Source organism: Ferrimonas marina, from assembly GCF_900129905.1.
Lineage (GTDB): Bacteria > Pseudomonadota > Gammaproteobacteria > Enterobacterales > Shewanellaceae > Ferrimonas > Ferrimonas marina.
Genome location: NZ_FQXG01000005.1, coordinates 329,569 through 354,776, shown reverse-complemented (window position 1 = coordinate 354,776; position 25,208 = coordinate 329,569). Strand labels below are relative to the sequence as shown.

The window sequence follows — 25,208 nt, the reverse complement described above, 5'->3', positions numbered from 1 at the left end:
GGCAATGCTGCTGTCAGTTGATCTCCGGGTCGAGGGGATCGGCATCGGCGTTGTTGCCCACCCCATCGCCGTCGGAGTCGTACTGCTCGTCGGGGTCCTCAGGAAACTCATCCCGGTGGTCGTAGACGCCGTCACCGTCGTTGTCGCTCCAGCGCTCGGGCTGGGACTCCAGGGTCAGCAGCGCGTCCAGCCGCTCGGTCACCATCTCATGCACCTCGGCGGTGGGGTGGACGGTGTCCCAGAAGAAGAAGCCATCGCAATCCGCCAATGGCGCCCGGCTGCTGCCGCTGTTGCTGCGAAAATCGCGACACTCCTGGGTCATGCTGCTGATGCCGTAGTCACCGGGGTTAGCAACGATCTGCTCGACCCAATCGAAGATCTCCAGCGGCAGCACCGTCAGGCTTTGCGTCCGCTGCCACTGCAATAGCATCCACTCCAGCTTGGCATTGAACTCGATGGTGCGGCGGCGCAGGCTGGCGCGCTCGCCACTGGTGGCCTTGGGCCAGAGGGCCACGTCCAGCAGGTTAGGCAGCACCACGTAGCGGGCACCGGCGTCCTGCAGCGCCAGCAGCAGGGTGCGGACGTTGGCCACCGCCTGGTCCAGGTTGAGGTTGTTGTAGACGTCGTTGTAGCCGATCCACACCAGGTAGAGGGCCTCGCTGTCGGCTTGGGGTGGGTCTCCCAGCAACTGGGTCAGCTGGTCCTGCTCACCGTCGCGGCCGTCGAGCAGATCGCCGGTGGTCCAGCGGGTGATGGCGACGTTGTCCACCGGCAGGTCACGCTGCTGTGCCAGCTGCACCGCGTAGACCTCACCGTTGCTGAGGGAGCGGTCGCTGTAGCTGTCGCCCATGGCGCCGATGGCGCTGTACTGGGAGGGCATGCCCGGCGGCAGCACGATGTCGCCATCTGGGGTGGGGTCGCAGGGATCGCCAATGCCGTCGCCGTCCCGGTCGCTTTGATCAAAGTTGGCGACCTTGCGGCAGTTGTCGTCGGCGGCGGGGATGCCGTCGTTGTCCTGGTCGAAGGGGAAGGGATCGGCGTTGTTGCCCTGGCCGTCACTATCGCTGTCTGCCCATTCGTTGGGATCGTCGGGGAAGGCGTCCTGGAAGTCCGGGAAACCGTCACCGTCGCTGTCGAGGATCGGCTCCAGATCCAGCAACAACCAACGTTGATGGCTCTTGCCGAAATCCCGCTCCTGGGTGATCTGGCTGCGGAAGCTGACCGCGTTGATCACCTTGTCGCCCACCCCGGTACCGGTGAACAGCACTACCTGCTCGCCCTCCTCCACCATGCGGAACTGCTGGGCGGGGATATCCAGGCAGACCTGCTGAGTCAGGCGGGCGCCAGGGGCATCGCTGCTCTCGCTGACGCCAACACACAGCCCGCTGTGGACAAACTGCAGTTGGTAGCGGCCATCCGGCAGCGGCAGGAAGTTGAGCCGATCGCCACCTAAGGCACAGGCCGCCGGAACCAGAGGGGCGGTGGCGTAGAGGCTGTTGTTGCTGACCTGCAGGCACTGTCGGCTGAACTGGTTCTGCAGTGAGGCGACGAAGCTGATGCGCTGGGCAGCGGCTTCGCTGTAGCTGGGATCGCAAGCATCGCCGATGCCATCCCGGTCGGCGTCGGCCTGGTCCGGGTTGTAGTCCAGCGGGCAGTTATCGAGATGACTGCTGATGCCATCGCCATCGACGTCGTTATCCGGGTCGCGGGGGAAGGGGTCTTCGTGATCGCCCAGCCCGTCGCCGTCCTGATCGAGCTGGTTGCCGGGGGCGTCGGGAAGGGCGTCCAGTGCATCGGCATTGCCATCATTGCTCTGCTGCTGGTTCAGCCACTGCTGGCGGAAGAAGCGCCAGCGCTGGTTGTCGTTGCCGTAGTCGCGGTACTGGATGATGTCGGAGACGTAGGCGTGGGAGTCCACCACCTTGTCGCCGTTGCCCGTGCCGGTGTAGATCACCCAGTCGCTGCCTTCATCGAAGGCCTTGTACTGCTGGCTGGCGCGACCATCGCAGGGCATCTGTACCAGGCTGGCGGCGTCACTGGCGGAGCCACCCTCGACGTCGAGGCATTGGCCGGAATGCTCAAACACCAGGGTGTAGGCGTTGGCCTGGTCGACGATGGGGTTGAAGTGGAGGCGCTGATGGGCGGCGCCTTCCTGGCACTGACCCGGCTCGACATTAGCGCCGGCCACCATGCTGGCGCCAGCCACCTGGATACAGAGATCGGTGCGCTGATTCTGCACCTGGCCGACAAAGGCGGCGTCAGGCATGGGATCCGGCTCGGCGGGGATGGTGGGGAAGGGGTCGCTGTTGTTGCCGATGCCATCGCCGTCGGAGTCGTACTGCTCGCCGTTGTCGAACGGGAAGTCATCGCGGTGATCAGGCACCCCATCCTCGTCGCTGTCTAGCCAGCGGCCCGGGTCCGCCTCCAGTGCCATCAGGTCCTGCAGTCGTCCGGCGATGACGCTGTGCATCTCGGTGGTGGGGTGAACGGTGTCCCAGAAGAAGTATCCAGGGCACTCCGCCACCGGGGCGTCGTTGTCGCCACTGACCGGTTCGTTCTGCTCACAGATTCGGTCGATGTCGATGATGCCAAAGGCGTTAGGGTTGGCCTCGATCTGTTCAACCCAGTCGAACATCTCAAACGGCAGGATCTGCAGGGTGCCGGTTTGCTGGCGGGCCAACAGCAGCAGCTCCAGCTTGGCGTTGAACTCGATGGTGCGGGCCCGGTGGGCCTCGATGTCGCTGTTGTCGACGATGGGCCACAGCCCCACATCCAGCAGGTTGGGGACGGTGACGTAGCGGGCGCCGGCCTGTTCAAGGATATCCAGCAGGGTCTCCATGTTATCGATGGCCCGGTCGAGGTTGATGGGGCTGTCGTCATCACCAAAGTAGACGTCGTTAAAGCCAGCCCAAAGCACGTAGAGCCCGCTGGGATCCGCTTGCGGTGGATCCCCCAGCAGCCGCTCTACCTGACTAGGGTCGCTGAAGCGGCCCTCCAGCAGATGCTCGGTGGTCCAGCCTGAGCGGGAGACGTTGGCCAGGGGCAGGTCCAGGTTGTCGGCCAGGTAAGTGGCGTAGACCACACCGTTGCTCTGGCGCCGATCGCCGTAGCTGTCGCCCATCACATTGATGCTGGAGAAGCTGGCGGGCCAGGCGCTCATGTTGAGCGGATCATCGGGGTAGGGATCGCACAGATCGCCCAGGCCGTCGCTGTCCCGATCGGATTGGTCGGCATTGGCGTCAACCGGGCAGTTGTCGATGTGGCCGCTGATGCCGTCGCCATCGGCGTCGTTGGCGGCGTCTAAGGGGAAGGGATCGCTGTTGTCACCCTGACCGTCGCCGTCGCTGTCAGCCCACTCGTCGGGGTCGTAGGGGAAGGGATCCAGGCTGTCGACCACGCCATCACCATCGCTGTCCTGCGCCTCGGTGCGGCGGAAGAAGCGCCAGCGCTGGTTGTCATTGCCGTAGTCCCGGTATTGGATGATATCGGAGATGCGGGCATGGGAGTCCACCACCTTGTCGCGGTTGCCGGTGCCGGTGTAGACCACCCACTGGTTGCCCTCATCCAGGGCGCGGAACTGCTGGCTGTCGCTGTTGTTACAGGGGGTTTGCACCAGACTGGCGGCATCGGCGCGGGAGCCACCGGCCACATCCAGGCACTGGCCGGAGTGCTCGAAGCGTAGGGTGTAGGTGTCGTCACGCCCCTCTACCGGGATAAAGGCCAGTGATTGTTCCGGCTGATCCATCAGGCAGGGGGCGGGGGCGACGTTGGCACCGGTGACGTCGCTGGCGTTGTCGACGCCGAAGCAGAGATTGGTGCGCAGGTTTTGCAGCTGGCCGATGAACAGGGCCTGAGTGCCACCATCACCGTTGTCATCACCGCCGTCGTAATCCGGGTCGCAGGCGTTGCCGACGCCATCTTCGTCCTGGTCGGCCTGACCTGGGTTGGGCTCCAGCGGGCAGTTGTCGATGTGGCCACTGACGCCATCGCCATCGATGTCGTTGTCCGGGTCCTGCGGGAAGGGATCGCAGGCGTCGCCTTGGCCGTCGCCGTCCTCATCCGATTGGCTCGGGTTGGTGGTGGCGGGGCAGTTGTCCAGGCTGCCGCCGATGCCATCGCCGTCGATGTCATTGGCCGGGTCCTGAGGGAAGGGATCGCACGCATCGCCGAGGCCATCACCATCCTGGTCGGCCTGATCGGCATTGGCGTCGCCGGGGCAGTTGTCGATGTGGCCGCTGATGCCGTCGCCATCGCTGTCGTTGTTGGGGTCCAGTGGGAAGGGATCGCTGTTGTCGCCCTGGTTGTCGCCGTCGCTGTCGGCCCATTCCTTGGGATCGTTGGGGAAGGCATCCTGGCCATCGGGCACGCCGTCACCATCGCTGTCCAGCGCCTCGGTGAAGCGGAAGAAGCGCCAGCGTTGGTTGTCGTTGCCGTAGTCCCGGTACTGGATGATGTCGGAGATGCGGGCGTGGGAGTCCACCACCTTGTCGCGGTTGCCGGTGCCGGTGTAGATCACCCACTGGTTGCCCTCATCCAGGGCGCGGTATTGCTGGCTGTCGCTGCCATCACAGGGCATCTGCACCAGGGTGGCAGCATCGGCACTGGAGCCGTTTTCCACATCCAGGCACTGGCCTGAATGCTCAAAGCGCAGGGTATAGGTGTCAGCCTGGTCCGCTACCGGAATGAAGGCGAGGGATTGCTCGGGCTGATCCGCCAGGCACGGAGCGGGGCCAACGTTGGCGCCCGCGGCGTCACTGGCGTTGTCGACGCCAAAGCAGAGATCGGTGCGCAGGTTCTGCAGTTGACCGATAAAGCTGGCCCCAGCACTGGTCAGCTCGGCGTTGTCGTTGCTTGGGGATGGCTGCGCAGCGTTGTTGGCCTGTTGCTCAGCCGGTGAAGAGGGCGAGAACAGGCTTGCACTGATAGGCGTAAGGGCGGATAGGCGGCTTAGGTCGGCTGCGCCCAAGCGGGGCGCAGGTTGGCTCGAGGATGCCGCCCTTTGGGCAAAGCGAGCCTCGTTTGCCACCAGCGGATGCCCTTGTCGCTTGAGCCGGGCCGTCAGTGAGTTGGAGCCTGGCGATGGGCTGGCTTGGCCGTTGTTGGGATCCCAGGGGAAGGGATCGCTGTTGTCACCGAAGCGGTCGTTATCGCTGTCGGCCCACTCGTTGGGGTCGTCGGGAAAGGCATCCAGGCCATTGGGGACGCCATCACCATCCCGGTCTGCTGCGAACGCTGCCCTGGTCGCGACACTCACGCTGGTAGGCAGGGCCTGGAAGTCGGCGGAGCTAGCGCGCTCAGAGTCGGGGCGCCAGGATGTGGATGAGCCGACCGGTGCCGAGCTGGTGGTGGCGACAAAGCCGCCGGTGGCGATCAGAATCCAGTAACACAGGGTGCGCAACACTGAGCGATCCATCATTGGCCCATTATCCTTCCTTGTGTGAATGGACAGCGGTGCGACCAGGTCGCACCGCTGTGCCCTTAGTGCCTGTGCTGCCGGGAGGGGTTATTGGTGTCGTTGGCATCCGCTACAGGGCTAAGTGCCTCAATCCTGAGACTTGTTTCATTGTAGAAGAGGGAGCGCCTGTCGCTGGCAGAATCCACTGCTTTTATGCTGGCAGGGCAGAGTATTGCTCTTAAGTGGTTGAGTTTGTTGTTTCTCTCCCGTTGATGATGATCTTGCGACAAGGACAGATCGGCCTCGGAGCACAATGTCGGGCCGACCCCCGCTACCGTTTGGCCACGCCACTGCGTCAATGCTGGCTGGGCCTGTGTCCGTTGGGGCGCGTGACTCGACCGAGATGGGGTGGCAGCGACCGAGGTCCGGCTTAGGCTTTGCTGGACGCTGGCGGGACGCCAGGGCGGTGATACCGCGAGACGGTGCTGGCGCTCTACCCGCTGCAGCGTATGGGGGCGACGCGACTCCAGTGCGGGTCGGGAGATAGGAGTGTCGCCGCGTTCAGGCTGGCGAGGCAGCCAGCCCGGGGGGGTCTTGTCCTGATCGCAGGCGTCGCCCTGGCCATCGGCGTCCCGGTCACGCTGGGTGGGGTTGTAGATCTCCGGGCAGTTGTCGATGTGGCCGCTGAAGCCGTCGCCATCGACGTCGTTGCGCGGGTCCCGGGGGAAGCGGTCGCTGTTATCGCCAATGCCATCACTGTCGCCATCGGCCCATTCGCCGGGGTCGGTGGGGAAGGGGTCGTCGCTGTCCACGACCCCGTCGCCATCGGAATCGAGCACAACATCCACGGTATGGCTGAAGAAGCGCCAGCGTTGGTTGTCGTTGCCGTAGTCCTGCCACTGGATGATGTTGCTGACGTTGGCGTCGGAATCCACCACCTTATCGCGGTTGCCGGTGCCGGTGTAGAGCACCAGTTGCTCCCCCTCGGCCTGTAAGCGGAACTGCTGGCTCAGATTGGCGTTGCAGATGTTCTGAACCAGGTTGGCGCCGTTGTCGGCGCTGCCGCCATCCACGTCCAGGCACAAACCGCTATGGGCAAAGCGCACCGTGTAGGTGTCTGCTATCCCGGGGATGGCAAGGAACTGCAGCGATTGACTGGCTTGATCCTGTTCGCAGGGGCCGGGCTCGACGTTGGCCCCCTGGCTGCCACTTTGACCGAACACCTGGATGCAGAGATCGGTGCGCAGGTTCTGTAGCTGGGCAGTAAACTCCGGTGCCCCTTCGACCGCATTGACCAGCGCCCGGATCCAGTTGGACAGCAGGCTCATGCCGTCGTCGTCCACCACCGCCTTGGCCAGCGGCGGCATCGCCAGCGGACCCACCTGGCTGGCCCGCACATAGAGGATGGAGTGATCCGGCTGGCCCGGCACCACCACCGCTTCCCCTTCGATGCCGTAGCTCTCCATCAGCTGACCGTAGATTAGTCCCTGCTCCGACAGCGGGGTGACCAAGCGGGCATCGAAGGTGCCGCGCACGCCATTGGGGTGGTGGCAATAGCCGCAGTTGGAGTCCAGGTAGCTGCGGGCCCGGTCGGCCAGCGCCAGGCTTTGATCGCCACTGGGACTGGCGGTCAGTACCTGCTCCAGCAACTCGGCGAAGCTGTCCTGTGGCCACTGCTGGTGGAACATCCCCAGCGCGTTGAAGGTCTCCAGCTGGTTGCCGGTTTGACCGGAGGCGGGGTAGTACTGATCGCGGTTGAGCTGGCGGGTATTGAGGCCGAGCAGGCCACCGTTGGCGTCGGCGTGGCAGGTGAGGCACTGGTTGCGACTGGGGAAGGTCCAGGTACGCTGCAGTGGGCCCACCGGGGTTTGCTGGGTGAAGGACCACTCCAGCCCATCACTGAGCAGCTCGGCGTCGGTGCCCGCCTCATTCCAGCGGTAGGTGACGCCATAGAGGTCGCGCTCGGTGCGCACCACGAAGCGGGTTTCCAGTGGGAACTCGGAATCGGGGTCGCTGCGATCGGCGCGCATGCCGAAGTGCTTGATCGCCACGGTGCCGGCGGGGAACTGCCATAGGTCCTGCTCGGCAAAGACGATCTGCTCCGCGGCGCTGTCGTGGCTGCCGTCGTTGGGCAGGCACAGCCAACGGTATTTCTCCGCCCCGTCAGACCAGAACGGCACGTTCATGCTGTAGGGGATGCAGCCGGGGTGGGGCTGCAGGCTTTGCAGATCGGTAAAGGCACCGGTTTGCGATAGCCATTGCGGCGGATCGTCCACCAGGCTGGCGCCGCCATCCCGGGTCAGCAGCTCGATGGTGCCGCCGGGGTCCTGACCGCCGTTGGTCTTGGCCATCAGGATCTGTCCTTTGCTGTCCAGCAGGTAGGCGTTGATGCCGTTGGGGAAGCCGGCGGTGACGCTGGTGATCTGCTCGATGTCATAGCCGTCGTTGCTGGCGGTTGCGGTCCAGAATCGGCCGGAGCCGAAATCGGAGAACAGGTACTTGCCCACCAGCTCCGGGTGGCGGTTGCCGCGATAGACCCCGGCTCCGATCACTGCCAGGCCTAGGTCTCTGTCGTACTCCCACACTGGCCCCCGTGGGGTGCCGATGATCTCATCCGGCTCCGACATTACCCCGCTGTGGTTGCCCTCGCGATAGCCCCACTGGTGGTTATCGCCCTTGCGGACCAGGTCGATCTCCTCCCACTTCTTCTCACCCACGTCGGCCACCCAGATATCCCCGGTGGTGTGGTCCAGGAACATGGTCCAGGGGTGGCGCAGGCCGATGCTGTAGAACTCCTCCAGCACGTCACCATCCGAGCTGAGGAAGGGGTTGTCGTTGGGGATGCTGTAGCCCTGGCTGTAGGAGCGGGGCCAGTGGTTGCCGTTGTCCTTGGGGTCTTTGCCCGGGTGGTGGGGCTGGCGGCGGATGGGGTGGCTGCGGTTGGGATCGTTGTCGACGTCGATGCGCAGGATCCCGCTCCACAGGCCGCCATCGATGCGCTGGGTGGAGAGGGTGCGGCTGCAGCAGCGGCCCTCATCGCCCACCGAAACGTAGAGGTAGCCGTCGCTGCCAAATTCCAGGTCCATGGCGATGTGCCACTGTTCCTGGTCGAACTGGTTGATCAGCACCTGCTCGGTGGCCAGATCGACCTTGCCGTCGAGCACCTCGAAGCGGGACAGCCGGTTGTAGCCGTCGACGGTGAACTCCTCGGAGAAGCTGCCGCTGTCGTCCGGTGACCAGCGATAAGAGAGGAACACGGTGCGCTCATTGGGTGAATCGGGATCGCCAAACTCCGGGTGAAAGGCCAGATCAGAGATCCCCCCTTCACCGGCCCCGGCCTTGCCGTGCATGATGGGGCGGATATCGAGAAACTCGGTCTTATCGGTGGCACCGTAACGGTGGCTGATCAGGTGGCCCATGCCGTCCTTGCCGAGGATCAGCAGCTTATCCTGGGTGGGGTGTTCGATGATGCGGATCGGCTCAACGAAGCGCACCTCGGGGAAGTAGTTGATCTGGACCCAGTCTCCTTCCTCCACCGCGGCATTGGGCGGCTGGTCCGGGAAGGCAGCATCAAGGTAGGCACCGACCGGCTCGCTCTGGGTCAGGCCCGGGGCGGCGTTAACGGCAAGGCTGAGTAGCAGGGATCCAAGCAGGGCAGGGCAGTGGATACGATCCATCATTAGGGTACCTTCCTGGCAATGACGCGGCACGATAACGGACTGCATTGGTCCGGGTTTTTCCGTCGCTCGTTACAGCCCACCAATTCATTGGCAGGTCCGGTCTTTCCCCTAAATCCCAGCAAGTATAGGTGACGCTGCGGCGCTGAGGTCCACCGCCGCTGGGTTTTTTGCTGGCAACAAAAACGCCGCCCCGGAGGGCGGCGTTGTCAGCGCAATGAGCGATTACAGCTCAGCGTTGTGATAGACGTTTTGCACGTCGTCGCAATCTTCCAGCATCGCCATGAACTTCTCGAACTGGGCCACGTCGTCGCCTTCCACCTTGGTGTAGGTTTGCGGGACGAAGGTGATCTCTTCCATCTCGAACTTGATCTCCGGCATCGCCTCGGTCAGCGCGGTCTTGACCTTGAAGAACTCGGTGTTGGGGGCGAATACGGTGGTCATGCCGTCTTCCACTTCCACGTCGGTGACGTCAACGTCGGCCATCATCAGGATCTCGAGCACGGCATCCTCGTCGTCGCCGGCGAAGGCGAAGATGGACTGGTGGTCGAACATGTGGGACACCACGCCGGGGGAGCCGATCTTGGAGTCGGTTTTAACGAAGCACTGACGTACGTCGGTGAAGGTACGCTTGTTGTTGTCGGTCAGACAGTCGACGATCACCATGCAGTTGCCCGGGCCAAAGCCTTCGTAGCGAGCGGTCTCGTAGTCTTCACCGGCGCCGCCCTTGGCTTTGTCGATGGCCTTGTCGATCACGTGGGAAGGCACCTGGTCCTTCTTCGCCTTTTCGATCAGGCTACGCAGCTGCAGGTTGGCCTCCGGATCCGGGCTGCCGTTTTTGGCCACCACGTAGATCTCTTTACTGTACTTGGAGTAGACCTTGGTCTTCTGACCGGCGGTCTTGGCCATGGAGGCCTTACGCACTTCAAAACTGCGACCCATCGGGAATCTCGCTCTTGTCTGGTTCAATCAATAACGGTGCAAGAGTGTACCAGTTAGGCCCCAGAGGGCAAAGGCTGTACGCCGGACATCTGGGCAAAGGGTCTTCGATTTGTCGTCAACGGCGGGTAAAGTGTGGGCTGGATTTGTTCAGAGCGTTCTCCAAGGAGTGGGAAGTTTGGATTATCAGACACTGAAGTTGCAGCATCGTGCCGAGCGGGAGCAGTGGCCCGAAGCGCTGTCGGTACGGGTTCACCGCGCCCTGAGCTGGCTACAGCGCGCCGAGCTGTGTGAGCAGGATGAGGACGCCGAGTTCCTGTTCCTCTGGATCGCCTTCAACGCCGCCTACGCCAACGACATCCGATCGGAGCACCCACCGGAAGCCAAGGCGTTTGCCGACTTCCTCTACCAGTTGCAGCGCTTTGACCGGGACAAGCAGCTGGAGGCCCTGGTCTGGCAGCAGTTCTCCGGCCCCATTCGGGTGCTGCTGGATAACCCCTATGTGTTCCAGCCGTTCTGGGAGTGCCAGAAGCAGCCCGGCTGTACCGATGGCTGGAAGTGGTCCTTTGACAAGGCTCAGACCCGGGTCAGTCGCGCCTTGAGTCAACGGGATACGGTGAAGATCCTGCGGGTGGTGTTCAGCCGGATCTACACCCTGCGCAATCAGCTGACCCACGGTGGCGCCACCTGGCAGGGCAAACTCAACCGGGAGGCGATCCGCGACAGCGTCGCCCTTATGCGGGCCTTTGTGCCGGTGATGCTGTCGATCATGATGGCCAGTCCCAACCAGGACTGGGGTCAGCTGCACTACCCCGTTCTTGCCTGAGCCGGCACTGAGCAAACACTGAAAAGCCCTGATCCGGCAGCGACTCGACACCGCCTGCGCCGAATCCGCCTACCCTTAGTGACACAGTGGCTCACTAGGAGGGTGACGGCGGCTTGGATATCCCCAAGAAGCGCAGGCCGGGCAAGCAGGCAGCGGCCTTGCGCCAGCTGGCGAAGCTGTTCCCCCACTGCGTGCAGGAGCGTTACGACCCGCAGGGCCGGTTGTGCCCGGCGGCGGACTGGCAGGCCCTGGCCGAAACCCTGGGCGGGGCGGAGCTGGAACGCTACCAGCTTAACTGGCCCGGCAAGGCGGCCGCCCAGGCCCTGGCAGACTCTGTCCCCAACGCCGCCTTTGCCCCGAGTGCCTGTCCCGACCTGACATCCCACAGCTTTATCGAGGGGGACAACCTCGAGGCGATGAAGCTGCTGCAGCCCAGTCACGCTGAGCGACTTAAGCTGGTGTACATCGACCCGCCCTACAACACCGGCAAAACCTTCGCCTATTCCGACAACTACCGAGCCAGCCCCGGCCAATACCCCGACTCCGATGCCGCTGCCCAGCACAGCCCCTGGCTGAGCATGATGCTGCCACGACTGATCCTGGCCCATCGACTGCTGCGACCGGACGGCGCCATCGTCATTCACATCGACGAGCACGAGCACGCCAACCTGGAGAAGCTGCTGGGGGAGGTGTTCGGCGAACATAACCACCTCGGCACACTGGTCTGGGACAAGCGCAACCCCAAGGGCGATGCCCGCGGCGTCGCTCAGCAGCATGAGCTGATCTGCCTCTACGCCAAAGACAAGGCCCGGCTGCTCAAAGCCGGCGGGCTGAAGCGGCCCAAGCCCCACGCCGAAGCGATGCGGGCTAAGGTGGCGGCGCTGGTGCGTCGCCATGGCGGAGTGAATGAGCCGGTGCGCAAGGCTTTCCGGCAGTGGCTGGAGGCTCAGCCGTTCAGCCAGGGGGCCAAGGCCTATCGCTTTATCGACGACGAAGGGGAGATCTACCGGCCGGTCTCCATGGCCTGGCCCAACAAGAAGGTGCCCCCCGAGGCCTACTTCCGCCCGCTTCGGCACCCCGGCACCGACCAGCCCTGTCCGGTGCCCAAGCGGGGGTGGCGCAACCCACCTGCGACCATGGCCCGGCTGCAGGCCCAGGGGGAGATCCTGTTCGGTGAGGATCATCGCACCCAGCCCACCCGCAAGTACCGCTTATGCGATCACATGCTGGAGAACCTGCCTTCGGTGATCTACCACGCCGGCAGCGATGATGCCCTTCTGGCCCAGCTGGGGATCCCCTTCGACACCCCCAAGGTGGTGGCGATCAGCCGGATGCTGATCGCCGCACTCTGCGGCCCGGGCGACATCGTACTGGATTGCTTTGCCGGCTCCGGCACCACCGGTCACGCGGTGCTGGAGCACAACCGGGCGACGGGGGATGGCCTGGTGTTTGTGCTGGTGGAGCTGCCGGTGCCATTGCCTGAGGACAGCGTGGCGGCCAAGGCGGGATTTACCACGGTGGCACAGCTGGGCCTGACCCGGTTACAGCGTGTGCTGCAGCCTGGGGAGCAGATGGGGCATGTCAGGCTGGTGGCCAAAACCAAAAGGCACAAAAAAACCCGAGCCAAGGGCTCGGGTTCAAATCGGGGTTCAGAGCAAGGCTCTTAGTTCATGCCGTACTTCTTCAGCTTCTTACGCAGGGTGCCGCGGTTGATGCCGAGGATGTTGGCGGCGCGGGTTTGGTTACCGCGGGTGTACTGCATCACGATGTCCAGCAGCGGCTGTTCCACTTCGCACAGCACCATTTCGTACACTTCAGAGGCTTCTTGGCCGTCCAGTTGAGCAAAGTAGTTGCTCACGGCGCGCTTTACGGAGTCACGCAGAAGCTGGGGCTTAACAGTGCCATTCGGGGTCTCGATCTGACCTACGGTCAGTTGGTGCGCTTCAGAAAAGGAGTTCTGCTGATCAAACATACTGTCTTTGCTCTGTCTATTTTAACAATCAAATTGTTCGAAGAAGCCGGCTAGGGCGTCCCGCTGCGCGGCGGCCGATTCAAGCTGGTTGAATTGGCGACGCAGTAGCGGCTGCTGCTGGTTATCCAGGTACCACCCCACGTGCTTCCGGGCGATGCGCATGCCGCGCTCTTCACCGTAGAAGTCGTGCAGGGATTGTAGGTGTTCCTGCATCAGCGCCTGTCGCTCCGCTTTTGGCGGTGGCGGCAGGTGCTCCCCGGTTTCCAGGTAGTGATGGATCTCGCGAAAGATCCAGGGACGGCCCTGGGCCGGCCGACCCACCATCAGGCCGTCGGCCTGGGTGTGTCTCAATACCTGGGCGGCTTTCTCCGGGCTGTCGATGTCGCCGTTGGCGATGACAGGGATGGAGATCGCCTGCTTAATGGCTGCAATGGTGTCGTACTCGGCCTCGCCTTTGTACATGCACTGTCGGGTTCGACCGTGCACGGCCAGGGCAGCGATGCCGGATTGCTCGGCGATGCGGGCAATCTCGACGCCATTGCGGCTTTCCGGGTCCCAGCCGGTTCGGATCTTTAAGGTCACCGGCACCTCGACGGCGTTAACCACCGCTTCGGCAATGCTTCGGACCAGATCCGGATGGCGCAGCAGGGCTGAGCCAGCCAGCTTCTTGTTAACTTTTTTGGCCGGGCAACCCATGTTGATATCGATGATCTGGGCACCGCGCTCCACATTGAAGCGGGCGGCCTGGGCCATCAATTCGGGCTCGCAGCCGGCGATTTGGACGGAGCGGATCCCGCTCTCCTCGCTGTGGTCCATCCGTGACATCGACTTCTCTGTCTTCCACACCTCAGGGTTGGAGGACAGCATCTCTGACACGGCCATTCCGGCACCAAGCCGGCGGCACAGTCGGCGGAAAGGCAGGTCGGTGACACCGGCCATCGGCGCCACGATCAGCTGGTTGTCCAGTTGATAGGGTCCAATTTTCATCGGTCACTCAGGTCCGCTTCCGAAACAAGGGGGCGAATCTTACTCTTTTTTATAGGGCCTGGGAAGGTTAGAAAATGAACGCAACGCAAATTTTTTAGCTTGACTTCTTTGTGAGCAAAGCCAACGCTGCGGCGGTTAGCCAAGTTAGCGGTTACTCACTTCCGCGTTTGTGCCTGAGTTGACTAATTTTTCACCAGGGAGGTTGGGCTGGGCGCCGAAATGCCTCGGCGCCCCATGGGGTTAGCGCTTAATGCCATCCAGTCGGCACCAGTCGCCATCGATGGCGGTGGGATTGAGCTCGAAGTACTCGCCGTAGATGGCACGCAGCTCCTCCGCCTGCTCCTGCAGCAGGCCGGACAGCGCCAGTTGACCACCGGGCTTAACCAGGCCACTGATCACCGGTGCCAGCTCCCGCAGCGGGCCGGCCAGGATATTGGCCACCACCACGTCGGCCTGCAGGTTCTCCGGCTGGTCCTTGGGCAGGTAGACGGTGAGCTTGTCCTCGATGCCGTTGCGCTGGGCATTGTCGGCGGAGGCGGTCAGCGCCTGGGGATCGATGTCCAGGCCAATCACCTCCTGGGCGCCGAGTTTGATGGCGGCGATGGCCAGAATGCCGGAGCCACAGCCGAAGTCCACCACCTGCTTGTCGGCCAGGTCGAGGCCGTCGAGCCAGGTCAGGCACAAAGCGGTGGTCGGGTGGGTGCCGGTGCCAAAGGCCAGGCCCGGATCCAGCAGTACGTTGACCGCGTCCGGCTCCGGCGCTTCGCGCCAGCTGGGGCAGATCCACAGTCGGTTACCAAACTTCATCGGGTGGAAGCTGTCCATCCACTCCCGCTCCCAATCCTTGTCTTCCAGCGCCTCCACCTTATAGGTCATCTGCTCGGCCAGCTCCGGCAGGGTTTTCAGCTCGGCAATCACCGGCTCCATCTCGGTGATGGCATCGAACAGGCCCACCACGTCGGTGTCACCCCAAAGGCGCGTTTCACCGGGGGCCGGTTCGAACACCGGGGTGTCCTGGGCATCGAGGAAGGTAACCGAGGCGGCGCCCAGCTCCATCAGGTGATCGCTGATGGTTTCGGCGGTGTCGGCGGTGGCGTTGAGGCGCAGTTGGATCCAGGCCATGTTGGGTTCTCTGTCGGTTTGGATGGGCGAATTGTAATGGCTGAAGGAAGAACCGCCAGCGGTTTTGCGGTAACGTGATTCAAACTGCAGTGAGTGTGATCAAGATCGCGCCCTTCGTTGGGCTGTAAAGGGGATGTTGATGCTTGTGATCCGGCTCACTGTGAGCGGCCTTCGCGCCGCCTAGGGTGGGTGCTAAGCGAGCAGAGGAGCGCGTATAGGTCATGCGAAAACTGTTGGAATGGAGCCGGGGCCCGGCTCGGATGGACATCTTACAGGGTGCCAGTGGGGCAGCCCTGACCCTGTTCCTGTTTGTACACCTTCATATGGAAGCCAGTGTGCTGCTCGGGCCGGACGCCTTTGACAAGGTGGCCTGGTTCCTCCACGCCGGTTGGGCCGATCCCGCTGGCCACGGCTATGCCGGCATGGTGATGCTGGCGGTGCTGTTCATTACCCTGCTGCTGCTCATTCACGTGGTAGCGGTGTTGCGCCGCTTCCCCACCGAGTATCGCCAGATGAAGGCGCTGCAGCAGCACATGAGCATCGTCCAGCACGCCGGCACCCGGCTGTGGCTGGTACAGGTGCTGACCGGGGTGGCGATGATGATCCTGATCCCCATCCACCTGGTGACCATGCTGACCCAGCCCCATAGCCTGGGGGCGGAGCCCTCCTCCTACCGCATCGTCTACGAAGGCGGCTGGCTGCTGTACGGCCTGCTGCTGCCGGTCTCGGTGATCCATGGCCTGGCGGGGATCGCCCGGCTGTGGCTGAAGTGGTGTCCCTATGCTGAGCCCCGCTTCCAGGGCCGTCGCTGGATGCGCCGGGTGGCGGTTTACCTGATGGTGCTGGGTGTGGTCAGTCTGCTGATGCACGTATATAACGGCTTGTTTGTGTTTGGAGGCTCGGCCTGATGAAAACCCTCTATACCGATGCACTGGTGATTGGTGGCGGCCTGGCGGGTCTGCGTGTGGCATTGGCCTGTAAGGAGCGCGGCTTCGACGCCATCGTACTCTCCCTGGTGCCAGCCAAGCGGTCACACTCCTCGGCGGCCCAGGGTGGCATGCAGGCTAGCCTGGGTAACTCCGTAATGGGGGAGGGCGATAACGAAGACGTCCACTTCCACGACACGGTGAAGGGCTCCGACTGGGGCTGCGACCAGGACGTGGCGCGAATGTTTACCCATGTCGCGCCCAAGGCGGTGCGTCAGTCGGCCAACTGGGGCGTGCCCTGGAGCCGGATCAAGGCCGGCTCGCGCAAGGCGGTGGTGAACGCCGAACAGGTCACCATCAAGGAGCCGATGGCGGCCCATGGTCTGATTCATGCCCGTGATTTTGGTGGCACCGCCAAGTGGCGTACCTGCTACACCTCCGATGGCACCGGCCACTCGCTGCTCTATGCCCTGGACAACGAGGTGATCGGCGCGGGGATCCAGGTGCATGAGCGAGTAGAAGCGCTGCGCCTGATCCACGACGGCGAGCGCTGTCACGGCGCCGTGGTACGGGACCTCATCACAGGTGAGCTGATCACCTACCTGGCCCGCACCACCACCATTGCTACTGGTGGCTGGGGCCGACTCTGGTCGGTCTCCACCAATGCGCTGATCTGCGAAGGCACCGGCGCTGCGTTGGCGCTGGACGCTGGGGTCGCCCTGGGCAACCCGGAGGCGGTGCAGTTCCATCCCACCGCCATTGTGCCGGTGGGGATCCTCACCACCGAGGGCTGCCGTGGCGACGGCGGCCTGCTGCGCGACGTCGATGGCCACCGCTTTATGCCGGATTACGAACCGGAGAAGAAGGAGCTGGCCTCCCGCGACGTGGTGTCCCGCCGGATGACCGAGCACATGCGCAAGGGTAAGGGCGTACCCAGCCCATACGGCGATCACCTGTGGCTCGATATCACCATCCTGGGGCGCGAGCATATCGAGAAGAACCTGCGGGAGGTGAAGGAGATCTGCCAATACTTCCTGGGCATCGATCCCGCCGAGGAGTGGATCCCGGTCCGCCCCACCCAGCACTACTCCATGGGCGGGGTGCGCACCAACGCCGACGGCGAGAGCGATGGCCTCAAGGGCCTGTTTGCCGTGGGCGAGGCCGCCTGCTGGGACATGCACGGCTTTAACCGCCTGGGCGGTAACTCCCTGGCAGAGACCGTGGTGGCGGGGATGATCGTCGGCGAAAAGGTGGCGGACCGCTGTGAGCAGGTTGCCATGGGCGAGCCGGCGGTGGCCAAAGCTCATGTGGCCGCGGTGCAGCAGGAGATCGACCAGCTACTGGCCGGTGACGAGGAGGGCGTAAGCCCCATCGCCCTGCGCCAACAGATGGAATCGATCATGATGGAGCGGGTGGGGATCTTCCGTAATGGTGAGGATCTTGACCAGGCCGTAGCGGAGCTGACCAAGCTGGTGGCTCAAAGCGAGCGCCTGGCACTGACCACCGGTAAGCGCCACAGCAACCCGGAGCTGGTGGATGCCCTGCGGGTGCGCAAGATGCTGAAGGTGGCGCTGTGTATCGCTCAGGCCGCCCAGGCCCGCACCGAGAGCCGCGGTGCCCACGCCCGCGAAGACTACCCGGAGCGTAACGATCGCGACTGGCTCAAGCGTACCCTGGTTCGCTGGCCGGAGGGCGACAGTGCGCCGAGCGTCGGTTACGAGGATCTGGATGTGATGGCGATGGAGCTGCCGCCGGGCTCCCGTGGCTACGGCAAGGATCTCACCATTCCTCACCCGGACACCGACAAGCGCCAGGCGCAGATCCGCGCCTGGGATGAGGCCAACCCGGACGCCGACCGGGAAACCCGGCAGCGGGCGCTGATGCCCTATGATCTGCCTGAACCCCTGCGTGGCAGCAATGCTCGCCGTGAACCGAATGCCCGCCGTGAAACGAAAGCCGGAGGCCAAGCATGAGTGCCCGTACCCTGACCTTTGAGATCTTCCGCTACGACCCCTTTGATCCGGAGGATAAGCCGACCACCCAGCAGTACCAGCTGGAGGAGGCACCGGGGATGACGGTGTTTGTCGCGCTGAAGCTGATCCGCGAAACTCAGGATCCCAGCCTGCAGTTCGATTTTGTCTGCCGGGCCGGGATCTGCGGCAGCTGCGCCATGGTGATCAACGGCAAGCCGACCCTGGCCTGCCGTACCCTGACCAGCCAGTACGAGGGCGGCACCATCAAGCTGATGCCGTTGCCGGGCTTTGAGCTGATCGGCGATCTGTCGGTCAACACCGGCAAGTTCATGCGCTCGCTGTCAGAGCGTGTGGGCGCCTGGCTGCACCGGGAGAAAGAGCATAACATCGATGCTATGGAGCAGAAGATGGATCCCCATCTGGCGGAGTCCATCTACGAGACCGACCGCTGTATCGAGTGCGGCTGTTGCGTCGCCGGCTGCGCCACCGCCCAGATGCGCGAGACCTTCCTCGGTGCGGTGGGCTTCAACAAGGTGGCCCGTTTTGCCCTGGATGACCGGGATCATCGCAGTGTGGATGATTTCTACCACATCATCGGTGACGAGGATGGGGTGTTTGGCTGCATGACCCTGCTGGGCTGTGCGGACAACTGCCCGAAAGATCTCAACCACCAGGCCCAGATCGGCTACCTGCGCCGTAAGCTGGCCCTGCATCCGCGCATCCTCTAAGCGGCGCGCGGGCCCATTGATAAACACGGCTACGGCCGTGTTTTTTTGTGGCGGTTGGGCCGGCGGAGAACTAGTTTCTAAGGTCAGCATCCGGTGTAAGCAGGGGATCGAATCATGTTGGCCTCGTGGGTTCTGGGCGTATCGCTGTCCGCGGCGGTGGTGTTGCCGCAGCAACGCTGGATCCTCGAGGTAGAGGATCCCGAAGCGGCGGCCGCGCTGGTGGAGGATCTCGGTGGCGAGGTGTTCACCGCGTTGCCCCAGCACCAGGCCCTGGCGGTGAGCCTGCCGGTGGGCACCGAGGCACAGCTGACCGACAGCCAATGGCTGTTGGCATTGGAGCCAGACCATCCCCGCTTCCCGTTGATCACCGATTCATCCCATTTTCCCGCAGAGCCTGATCTGCCCAGACTCCCCCAAAGCGAAACCCTGCCCTATGGGCTGCCCATGGTGCAGGCCCAATTGCTGGACTCCAGTCTGATCGACGGCGTATTGCTGTGCGTGGTGGACTCCGGCTATGCGCTCAACCACGAAGATCTTCCCTCTGCCCTGGTCACCGGCTATGTCGATAGCCAGGCCGGCCCCTGGTACCAAGACACCATGGGCCACGGCACCCATGTAGCGGGGATCCTGGCCGCCATCGGCGGCAACGGTGTCGGCGTGGTGGGGGTGCTGCCCAATGCTGATCCCCGGCTGCACATCGTCCGGGTCTATGACGCCAGCGATTGGACCTACTCCTCCACTCTGGTCAGTGCAGTGGATAAGTGTGTGGTGGAGGCGACACGGCAGCAGCGGCCGGTGGTGATCAACCTGAGCCTGGGCGGGCCGGATGCCTCCCGCTTTGAGCGCCGCGCCTTCGACAGCTTCCACCAGTTGGGCGCGCTGATGGTGGCGGCGGCGGGCAACCTGGGCAACCAGGATTACGCCTATCCGGCTTCCTACGATGGGGTGATCTCAGCAGCGGCAGTGGGGGAGAACCGGCTGCGCGCCAGCTTCTCGCAAAGCAATGACCAGGTAGAACTGGCGGCACCGGGACTGGGCGTCCCCTCCACCTTGCCGCAGGGCTATGGCCTCAAGAGCGGCACCTCCATGGCCACCCCTTACATTGCCGGGGTAGCGGCGCTGGTGTGGAGCCGACACCTGCATTGTGATCACCTGACCCTGCGCCGAGCCCTGGCGGAGAGTGCGCTGGATTTGGGCCTGCCGGGGCGGGATCCGGACTATGGCCATGGCCTGGTCCAGGCCATGGCCGCCAGTGACTGGCTCACCCGCTTCTGCCCCTTGGTCGACCGTCAATAGCGGACTGAGCTTAGGGCATCGGGAGCCAATGCTGACTGGGGTTCAGCCTTGTCGCTTGCGACGATGGGCCCGACCACCTAGCTTGGGGTTACAGGCTGATAACATGGAGATGGGTGGATGCGCATACTCTGGATGGCACTACTTTGGCTTTGCTCAATATCGCTGGCAGTGGCCAGCCCCTTCTATGGACAGGCCCTGCTGCCTAAGTTTCAAACCGAGACGCGGCTTGAGCTGACCCAACAGGACGGTCAGTGGCAACTGCTTCACCTGTCGTTGCACGGCGGCTGGCCTGATCTGCAACGGGTGGAGATCTATCAGCAGCAACGGCTGATCGCCCGTTCTCCCCAGGCACCCACTCGCCAGTACGGCGTGTTTCACCGCCCCGCCAGCGCCCACCTTAAGGTGCTGCGCTTCGCCCTGGACACCGCCGTTCTGCCAGCGGGCGTGCCACTGCGGGTGCAGCTGGTAGGCCCTAAGCAGAGCCGGTGGCACACCATTGAACTGGAGTGACTCTGGTTCGTGAGGACTGTCCCGTCCGCACCGAACAGCTCAGCATAACCACAGACAAATCGTTAACCTTGGCGGCCAGATGGAGCTAAGTTGTTGAGGTTACGTGAAAAGGACGTGGGTGGTTGCCATGATGGCGACGACGATGCTAGTGGGGCCTTTGGCGCAGGCGGCACCGCAGCTGGGGGGCTCACTGCGGCTCAACTACAACTGGAAGGCGTTCGATCCGGCCAGTCGGGACGTGGGTGGGGATCTCGCCTTCGATATGCTGGAGCTGAAGCTGGATGACCGCTTCGCCGATGATCGCTTTGGTTTCAGCGCCAACTATCGTTTGATGCAAGGGCACGACTACCTGCGCTACGGCTATCTGTTCTATAACCCCAGCGACGATTGGCAGTGGCAATTGGGGGTAGTGGACAAACCGTTCGGCAGCCTCAACCTGGCCTCCAACAGCTGGTGGTTCAGCATCAACTACTACGTGGGCTTTGAATCCGATCCGGACACCGGCGTCGTCAGTCGTTACCAGCGCGACAACCACCGGCTTGAGCTGGGCTTTTTCAAGAATGCCGAGTACGGCGATGGTCGTGGCCTGGCTGCGGACATCAGCCACGGTGAGATCGGTCAGCAGACCTACCACAACAAGGAAACCAATCAGCTTAATGCGCGCTACAGCCACTTCCTGGAGCAGGGAGATTGGTACGCCATCCTGGGCGGTTCGCTGGAGCTGGGCCAGATCGAAAACATCCGCTACCGCGAGACCGGGGATCGGGTCGCCGTGGCCGCGCACCTGGATCTGAGCTGGCGCGACTGGAACCTGCTGCTGCAGGCCCTGCACTACGACTATCGTCAGTACGACGAGGGCCAGGGGTTTGATACCAGCCGCATCGGTATGGGGATGCTCAACAGTCGCTTCGAGATCGCCAGTCGGGCCCAGATCTACACCCTCAACCTGGCCCGTGGGTTCGACACCCCGCTGGGTCGACTGAAGCTGTACAACGATTTCGGTTACCTGACGCCAGACACCGGTAATCAAAGCCAGGACATATCTCGCCTGAACGTCACCGGTGCCTCCCTGTCCTACCAGAAGTTCTTCCTGTACCTGGACCATATTGCCGGTGACAACCTGCTCTGGACCAACGGTGACGGCGATCAGCACCTGGGACTGGCCCAATCCGGTGATGGCTGGGGCCGCCAAGTGAACCTGAATGTCGGTTACTACTTCTGAGCCGCACTGGCTCGGCAGGCAACAAAAAAGGACGACCCTGGGGTCGTCCTTTTTTACGCTGAGGCGGCCTTACTTCTCCGCTTCCAGCTTCTTCTCCAGGTAGTGGATGTTGGTACCACCGTTTTGGAAGTTTTCGTCATCCATGATGCGCTGCTGCAGCGGCACGTTGCACTTGATGCCGTCGATCACCAGCTCACGCAGGGCGTTGCGCATGCGGGCGATGGCGATACCCCGGTTCTCACCGTAGGTGATCAGCTTGCCGATCATGGAGTCGTAGTGCGGCGGCACCGAGTAGCCGGCATAGATGTGGGAGTCCCAGCGGATCCCCATGCCACCCGGCGGGTGGAAGTGCTCGATCTTGCCCGGCGACGGGATGAAGCTGTTCGGGTCCTCGGCGTTGATCCGGCACTCGATGGCGTGGCCACGGATCTGCACCTCGTCCTGGGTGATGGACAGGGGCTGACCGGCGGCAATGCGCAGCTGCTCCTTGATCAGGTCGACACCGGTGACCATCTCGGTCACGGGGTGTTCCACCTGGATCCGGGTGTTCATCTCGATGAAGTAGAACTCACCGTTCTCGAACAGGAACTCGAAGGTACCGGCACCGCGGTAGCCGATCTCGATACAGGCGCGGGCACAGCGCTCACCGATGAACTTACGCATCTCCTCGGTGATCCCCGGCGCCGGGGCTTCCTCAACCACCTTCTGGTGACGGCGCTGCATGGAGCAGTCGCGCTCACCCAGGTGGATGGCGTTGCCCTGGCCATCGGCCAGTACCTGCACCTCAACGTGGCGCGGGTTCTCCAGGAACTTCTCCATGTACACCACGGAGTTACCAAAGAAGCTGCCGGCCTCGGACTGGGTGATGGCGATCGCCTCCACCAGCTCGTCTTCGGTGCGAACCACGCGCATACCGCGACCACCACCGCCACCGGCGGCCTTGATGATCACCGGGTAACCGATGCGCTTGGCGATCTGCAGGTTACGCTTGTTATCGTCGGTCAGCGGGCCGTCAGAGCCGGGTACACAAGGTACCCCGGCCTTCTTCATCGCCTCGATGGCGGAGACCTTGTCGCCCATCAGGCGGATGGTTTCGGCCTTGGGGCCGATGAAGATGAAGCCGCTCTTCTCCACCTGTTCGGCGAAGTCGGCGTTCTCCGACAGGAAGCCGTAACCGGGGTGGATGGCGATGGCGTCGGTGACCTCGGCCGCCGCAATGATCGACGGGATATTGAGGTAGCTTTCGTTAGCCGGCGGCTTACCGATGCAGAAGGTCTCATCGGCCAGCAGCACGTGCTTCAGGTCCTTATCAGCGGTGGAGTGCACCGCCACGGTCTTGATCCCCAGTTCGCGACAGGCGCGCAGGATCCGTAAGGCAATTTCGCCACGGTTGGCGATGACCACTTTATCCAGCATGATGGCCTTCCTTACTCGATGATGAACAGCGGCTCATCGAACTCCACCGGGTCGCCGTTTTCCAGCAGGATTGCCTTAACAACACCGGCCTTGTCCGCCTCGATCTGGTTCATCATCTTCATTGCTTCGATGATGCACAGGGTGTCGCCCACGTTGACGCTGTCGCCCACTTCAACGAACGGCTTGGCGCCCGGGGTAGCGGCACGGTAGAAGCTGCCTACCATCGGGGATTTCACCTGGTGACCGGCCGGGGTGCTGTCCGCCGGTGCGGCGGCAGCGGCAGGCGCGATGGCAGCAGCCACCGGAGCTGCCGGGGCGGCCGGAGCCATCGGGGCCGGAGCGGCGTAGGTGACCGGGGCCGGGGCCGCGGTGCTGGTGCTGGCGATGCGAACGCTCTCTTCGCCCTCGGTGATCTCCAGCTCGGCGATGCCGGATTCCTGTACCAGTTCGATCAGTTTCTTGATTTTGCGAATGTCCATAGCGGCGCTTAATCCTGTTGCTCTGTCTGTTGTTTTTGCAAATGAGAGATGGCGGCATCGAGGCCGTAACGGTAGCCATCGGCCCCCAGTCCACAGATCACCCCTATCGCCTTGTCGGAGAAGTAGGAGTGGTGCCGGAACGGCTCCCGGGCGTGGACATTGGATAGGTGGATCTCGATAAAGGGCAGGGCCATTCCCAATAAGGCATCACGCAGGGCGACACTGGTGTGGGTAAAGGCCGCCGGGTTGATCAAGACAAGATCGGCGTTGGTGGCATGAATGGCGTCGATCAGGGCCGCTTCGCTGTTGCTTTGCAGGTGGGTCAGGGTCACCCCGGCCTTGGCGGCCTGCTGCTCCAGCCCTTCCACGATCCGGGCCAGGGTCTGGTGACCGTAATGACCCGGCTCGCGACGCCCCAACAGGTTCAAGTTGGGTCCATTTAGCAGCAATATCTCTAATTTGTCCGACATTGTGCGTCCATCCTCGGCAATCTCAACGTTAACAGTCGGCCAAACAGAAAATCTACTGTAATCAGTCTGGTCCGACCCGTCGTCTTATTTTGATGACGTCATTATAACGACTTGCCAGAGTTTGGCAGCCATTTACTGGTCTAATCACCGAAGATTGCCGCAGCTTTTCGCTGTCAGTAGCTGGTCTTACGCCGCAGTGCCTTGGTCTGGCCGTGGCGCTTCTTGCTGTCGACCCGTTTGCGCTGGGAGCTGCGGGTGGGTTTGGTGGCGACCCGCTTCTTCTGCACCACCATGGCGGCGTCGATGTGGGCCTTGAGACGGGCCAGGGCATCCTGCCGATTCATCTCCTGGGAGCGGTGCTGCTGCGCCTTGATGATGATCTTGCCACTGGCGGTGAGGTTGGGGTGGGTGTGGGCCAGGATCCGCTGCTTGTAGTAATCCGGCAGCGCCTGGGAGGCGCGCACGTCGAAGATCAGCACGATGGCGGTACTGGTTTTATTGACGTGCTGGCCACCGGCCCCGCTGGCTCGGATCATCTGAAACTCGAGCTCGTGGGCGGGAATAGTGACGCGCTGGGAAAGGGTTAGCATGGGGCCGATTGTATCGGCCCCAGAGGCAGACGCAAGCGAGGCGGATCAGCGGCAGCTGATCTCGACGATCTGCTCGATCACCACATCTTCCACCGGCACGTTGCCGTGGAAGCCAACGCTGTGGGTATCGACTATGGCGATCTGGTCCACCACCTCCATCCCCTTGGTCACCTTGCCAAACACGGCGTAGCCGATGCGATTGGGGTCGTTTTCCCAGTCCAGGAACAGGTTATCGACGTGGTTGATGAAGAACTGCGAGGTGGCGGTGTCCGGCTGCGATGTGCGGGCCATCGCCAGGGTGCCACGCTCGTTGCTGAAGCCGCCCTTGGCTTCGTTCTTGATGGGATCGTGAGTGGGCTTTTGCTCCATCCCCGGGGTGAAGCCACCGCCCTGGATCATGAACTGGTCGATCACCCGGTGGAACAGGGTGCCATCGTAGAAGCCCTCATCCACGTAGCGCTTGAAGTTCTCGCCGGTGATCGGGGCGTGGCTGGCGTCGATGGCCAGCTCAATCTCGCCCAGACTGGTGGTCATCTGGTAGCAGTAGTCGGCGGACATGGCCGGTGGTGGCGGTGGGGTGTCATCCGAGTCGCTGGTGCAGGCAACCAGCAGGGGCAGGCAGATCAAAGGGTAGAGGGTCTTCATTGCGTATTTCCTTAACGGCTAGAAAGGCGATGACC

Annotated in this window: 19 protein-coding genes; 8 read left to right on the top strand and 11 right to left on the bottom strand. The window is 63.0% G+C overall.

The features are described 5' to 3' along the window. Positions 1–13: 13 nt before the first annotated feature. From BUC04_RS13950 to BUC04_RS13940, 3 genes are all read right to left on the bottom strand, one after another. Positions 14–5,416: an RICIN domain-containing protein gene (locus BUC04_RS13950; RefSeq protein ID WP_067661741.1), complete on the bottom strand. Its 5,403-nt coding sequence runs from the start codon at positions 5,414–5,416 to the stop codon at positions 14–16. Between the two features lie 62 nt (positions 5,417–5,478). Then, a complete protein-coding gene (locus tag BUC04_RS13945; RefSeq protein ID WP_067661743.1) occupies positions 5,479–9,075 on the bottom strand; it encodes a PQQ-dependent sugar dehydrogenase in 3,597 nt (1,198 codons plus the stop codon). Between the two features lie 222 nt (positions 9,076–9,297). Continuing rightward, entirely contained in the window at positions 9,298–10,014 is a 717-nt protein-coding gene (locus BUC04_RS13940) for a YebC/PmpR family DNA-binding transcriptional regulator (protein ID WP_067661746.1), read from the bottom strand. Positions 10,015–10,189: 175 nt separating this feature from the next. On the opposite strand from BUC04_RS13940, the gene BUC04_RS13935 reads away from it, so the two are divergent. Together BUC04_RS13935 and BUC04_RS13930 are read left to right on the top strand one after the other, a co-directional pair. Further along, a complete protein-coding gene (locus BUC04_RS13935) occupies positions 10,190–10,837 on the top strand; it encodes a HEPN domain-containing protein (RefSeq protein WP_067661748.1) in 648 nt (215 codons plus the stop codon). Positions 10,838–10,950: 113 nt separating this feature from the next. Next, a complete protein-coding gene (locus BUC04_RS13930) occupies positions 10,951–12,504 on the top strand; it encodes a site-specific DNA-methyltransferase (protein WP_067661750.1) in 1,554 nt (517 codons plus the stop codon). On the opposite strand, the gene fis is transcribed toward BUC04_RS13930, so the two are convergent. The 3 genes from fis to prmA form a co-directional block, all read right to left on the bottom strand. Beyond that, positions 12,501–12,809, bottom strand: a complete 309-nt coding sequence (gene fis, locus BUC04_RS13925; protein ID WP_013343972.1) for a DNA-binding transcriptional regulator Fis — start codon at positions 12,807–12,809, stop codon at positions 12,501–12,503. The two genes, BUC04_RS13930 and fis, sit on opposite strands and share 4 nt — an antisense overlap. A 21-nt stretch (positions 12,810–12,830) precedes the next feature. After that, the gene (gene dusB, locus BUC04_RS13920) at positions 12,831–13,796 is read right to left on the bottom strand and encodes a tRNA dihydrouridine synthase DusB (protein WP_067661752.1); all 966 of its coding nucleotides are present in this window, start codon (positions 13,794–13,796) and stop codon (positions 12,831–12,833) included. Between the two features lie 240 nt (positions 13,797–14,036). Continuing rightward, complete coding sequence (gene prmA / locus BUC04_RS13915) at positions 14,037–14,918, bottom strand: 50S ribosomal protein L11 methyltransferase (protein ID WP_067661753.1); 882 nt, start codon at positions 14,916–14,918, stop codon at positions 14,037–14,039. Between the two features lie 221 nt (positions 14,919–15,139). Here prmA and BUC04_RS13910 point away from each other — a divergent pair, with 221 nt between their 5' ends. The 6 genes from BUC04_RS13910 (at position 15,140) to BUC04_RS13885 (ending at position 21,573) form a co-directional block, all read left to right on the top strand. Beyond that, positions 15,140–15,826 (top strand): succinate dehydrogenase/fumarate reductase transmembrane subunit, encoded by a 687-nt coding sequence (locus BUC04_RS13910; RefSeq protein ID WP_082766726.1) that lies wholly within the window; start codon positions 15,140–15,142, stop codon positions 15,824–15,826. Beyond that, positions 15,826–17,817: a fumarate reductase flavoprotein subunit gene (locus BUC04_RS13905; protein ID WP_067661757.1), complete on the top strand. Its 1,992-nt coding sequence runs from the start codon at positions 15,826–15,828 to the stop codon at positions 17,815–17,817. The genes BUC04_RS13910 and BUC04_RS13905 overlap by 1 nt, the downstream gene beginning before the upstream one ends. Further along, entirely contained in the window at positions 17,814–18,545 is a 732-nt protein-coding gene (locus BUC04_RS13900) for a fumarate reductase iron-sulfur subunit (protein ID WP_067661759.1), read from the top strand. The genes BUC04_RS13905 and BUC04_RS13900 overlap by 4 nt, the downstream gene beginning before the upstream one ends. 114 nt (positions 18,546–18,659) lie before the next feature. Then, the gene (locus BUC04_RS13895; protein ID WP_067661761.1) at positions 18,660–19,841 is read left to right on the top strand and encodes a S8 family peptidase; all 1,182 of its coding nucleotides are present in this window, start codon (positions 18,660–18,662) and stop codon (positions 19,839–19,841) included. Positions 19,842–19,958: 117 nt separating this feature from the next. Further along, on the top strand, positions 19,959–20,351 hold the full coding sequence (locus BUC04_RS13890; RefSeq protein WP_143165725.1) for a hypothetical protein: 393 nt from the start codon (positions 19,959–19,961) through the stop codon (positions 20,349–20,351). Positions 20,352–20,478: 127 nt separating this feature from the next. Next, positions 20,479–21,573: a hypothetical protein gene (locus tag BUC04_RS13885; protein WP_143165724.1), complete on the top strand. Its 1,095-nt coding sequence runs from the start codon at positions 20,479–20,481 to the stop codon at positions 21,571–21,573. 69 nt (positions 21,574–21,642) lie between these two features. Here BUC04_RS13885 and accC read toward each other — a convergent pair whose 3' ends face one another. From accC to BUC04_RS13860, 5 genes are all read right to left on the bottom strand, one after another. Beyond that, positions 21,643–22,989, bottom strand: coding sequence for an acetyl-CoA carboxylase biotin carboxylase subunit (gene accC, locus BUC04_RS13880; RefSeq protein ID WP_067661767.1), 1,347 nt, complete (start codon positions 22,987–22,989; stop codon positions 21,643–21,645). 11 nt (positions 22,990–23,000) lie between these two features. Beyond that, a complete protein-coding gene (accB, locus tag BUC04_RS13875; RefSeq protein ID WP_067661769.1) occupies positions 23,001–23,468 on the bottom strand; it encodes an acetyl-CoA carboxylase biotin carboxyl carrier protein in 468 nt (155 codons plus the stop codon). Positions 23,469–23,476: 8 nt separating this feature from the next. Further along, a complete protein-coding gene (gene aroQ, locus BUC04_RS13870; protein WP_067661771.1) occupies positions 23,477–23,938 on the bottom strand; it encodes a type II 3-dehydroquinate dehydratase in 462 nt (153 codons plus the stop codon). Positions 23,939–24,111: 173 nt separating this feature from the next. Continuing rightward, the gene (arfB, locus tag BUC04_RS13865) at positions 24,112–24,528 is read right to left on the bottom strand and encodes an alternative ribosome rescue aminoacyl-tRNA hydrolase ArfB (RefSeq protein WP_067661773.1); all 417 of its coding nucleotides are present in this window, start codon (positions 24,526–24,528) and stop codon (positions 24,112–24,114) included. A gap of 45 nt (positions 24,529–24,573) precedes the next feature. Further along, the gene (locus BUC04_RS13860; protein ID WP_067661775.1) at positions 24,574–25,173 is read right to left on the bottom strand and encodes a peptidylprolyl isomerase; all 600 of its coding nucleotides are present in this window, start codon (positions 25,171–25,173) and stop codon (positions 24,574–24,576) included. Positions 25,174–25,208 lie beyond the last annotated feature (35 nt).

What these genes read in the sequence shown, in the direction of transcription:
- accB (WP_067661769.1), bottom strand. Translation starts at nt 23,468, where the DNA reads ATGGACATTCGCAAAATCAAGAAACTGATCGAACTGGTACAGGAATCC.
- prmA (WP_067661753.1), bottom strand. Translation starts at nt 14,918, where the DNA reads ATGGCCTGGATCCAACTGCGCCTCAACGCCACCGCCGACACCGCCGAA.
- BUC04_RS13940 (WP_067661746.1), bottom strand. Translation starts at nt 10,014, where the DNA reads ATGGGTCGCAGTTTTGAAGTGCGTAAGGCCTCCATGGCCAAGACCGCC.
- BUC04_RS13950 (WP_067661741.1), bottom strand. Translation starts at nt 5,416, where the DNA reads ATGATGGATCGCTCAGTGTTGCGCACCCTGTGTTACTGGATTCTGATC.
- BUC04_RS13945 (WP_067661743.1), bottom strand. Translation starts at nt 9,075, where the DNA reads ATGATGGATCGTATCCACTGCCCTGCCCTGCTTGGATCCCTGCTACTC.
- BUC04_RS13860 (WP_067661775.1), bottom strand. Translation starts at nt 25,173, where the DNA reads ATGAAGACCCTCTACCCTTTGATCTGCCTGCCCCTGCTGGTTGCCTGC.
- fis (WP_013343972.1), bottom strand. Translation starts at nt 12,809, where the DNA reads ATGTTTGATCAGCAGAACTCCTTTTCTGAAGCGCACCAACTGACCGTA.
- accC (WP_067661767.1), bottom strand. Translation starts at nt 22,989, where the DNA reads ATGCTGGATAAAGTGGTCATCGCCAACCGTGGCGAAATTGCCTTACGG.
- dusB (WP_067661752.1), bottom strand. Translation starts at nt 13,796, where the DNA reads ATGAAAATTGGACCCTATCAACTGGACAACCAGCTGATCGTGGCGCCG.
- BUC04_RS13885 (WP_143165724.1), top strand. Translation starts at nt 20,479, where the DNA reads ATGATGGCGACGACGATGCTAGTGGGGCCTTTGGCGCAGGCGGCACCG.
- BUC04_RS13910 (WP_082766726.1), top strand. Translation starts at nt 15,140, where the DNA reads ATGCGAAAACTGTTGGAATGGAGCCGGGGCCCGGCTCGGATGGACATC.
- BUC04_RS13905 (WP_067661757.1), top strand. Translation starts at nt 15,826, where the DNA reads ATGAAAACCCTCTATACCGATGCACTGGTGATTGGTGGCGGCCTGGCG.
- arfB (WP_067661773.1), bottom strand. Translation starts at nt 24,528, where the DNA reads ATGCTAACCCTTTCCCAGCGCGTCACTATTCCCGCCCACGAGCTCGAG.
- BUC04_RS13895 (WP_067661761.1), top strand. Translation starts at nt 18,660, where the DNA reads ATGTTGGCCTCGTGGGTTCTGGGCGTATCGCTGTCCGCGGCGGTGGTG.
- BUC04_RS13890 (WP_143165725.1), top strand. Translation starts at nt 19,959, where the DNA reads ATGCGCATACTCTGGATGGCACTACTTTGGCTTTGCTCAATATCGCTG.
- BUC04_RS13900 (WP_067661759.1), top strand. Translation starts at nt 17,814, where the DNA reads ATGAGTGCCCGTACCCTGACCTTTGAGATCTTCCGCTACGACCCCTTT.
- aroQ (WP_067661771.1), bottom strand. Translation starts at nt 23,938, where the DNA reads ATGTCGGACAAATTAGAGATATTGCTGCTAAATGGACCCAACTTGAAC.